Source organism: Shewanella sp. GutCb (genome assembly GCF_002836135.1).
Lineage (GTDB): Bacteria > Pseudomonadota > Gammaproteobacteria > Enterobacterales > Shewanellaceae > Shewanella.
Map to the genome: position 1 here is coordinate 1 of NZ_PJBL01000065.1, position 848 is coordinate 848.

Genomic DNA, 848 nt, shown 5'->3' on the forward strand with positions numbered 1-848 from the left:
GTTATGACTCAAATCCAAAGTAATCGCGGTGATTACCTTAACCAGGTTATCAAATGTAGAATTAACTAAATGTAGAAGGCACAAAAAAACCGCTGGTTAGGCGGCTTGGTTAGTCATGTTATTTATTATTAGCGATCTCTTTCTTGATAGACTTAATTTAATAGTCGATATAATAAATCAGTGTAGTAATCATCATTAAAATACTGATCACAATCGCTCTTTCAGTTGATGAAAATGAACCGAAATAAAACACTATCGGTATATTGCTTATGATCCACATAATAATGGCTGTTGTTTTGCCTGATAACGGCTTTAATTTACGCATAATTTCACCATGTTATTTATTATTAGCGATCTCTTTCTTGAAAGACTTAATTGAATACTCAAGGTATCGGAACAATGCAACATAGTAAATAGTGCAACCCATAGTTAATAGCAATAAGAGCGACCTCCAACTAAGCTTTGCAAGAGCATTTAACAAGGAGGTTGTATGCCCCGTCCAAGACGAACGCTAATTAGTATCGAAGGCACGCCTTACTATCATTGCTGTAGCCGTGTAGTACGGCGTGCCTTTTTGTGTGGTGATGATAAATACACGGGTAAAAACTATGACCACCGCCGAGGTTGGGTTGAAACGCAAATATTGAAGCTTACCGAGGTGTTTGCTATTGATGTGGCGGCTTATGCAGTGATGAGTAATCATTTGCATGTTGTGCTTTATATTGACCTAGAAACCGTGAATAACTGGTCAGATAGAGGGGTTGTTGAGCAATGGCATAAGCTTTTTAGTGGCACGGCGCTAACGCAAAAATTCGCCAAAGGTGAAGTCATCGATGAGTATTTAGTGA

1 protein-coding gene and 1 pseudogene are annotated in these 848 nt (G+C 38.2%); one reads left to right on the forward strand and one right to left on the reverse strand.

Features of this window, described 5'->3' with window-relative positions; genetic code table 11:
• Positions 1-157: 157 nt before the first annotated feature.
• Entirely contained in the window at positions 158-325 is a 168-nt protein-coding gene (locus tag CXF86_RS22850) for a hypothetical protein (protein ID WP_180961118.1), read from the reverse strand.
• Positions 326-490: 165 nt separating this feature from the next.
• On the opposite strand from CXF86_RS22850, the pseudogene CXF86_RS19975 reads away from it, so the two are divergent.
• Positions 491-848: pseudogene (locus CXF86_RS19975) on the forward strand (transposase); the annotation flags it as partial.

Coding starts and splice junctions, on each gene's coding strand:
- CXF86_RS22850 (WP_180961118.1), bottom strand. CDS start 325: ATGCGTAAATTAAAGCCGTTATCAGGCAAAACAACAGCCATTATTATG.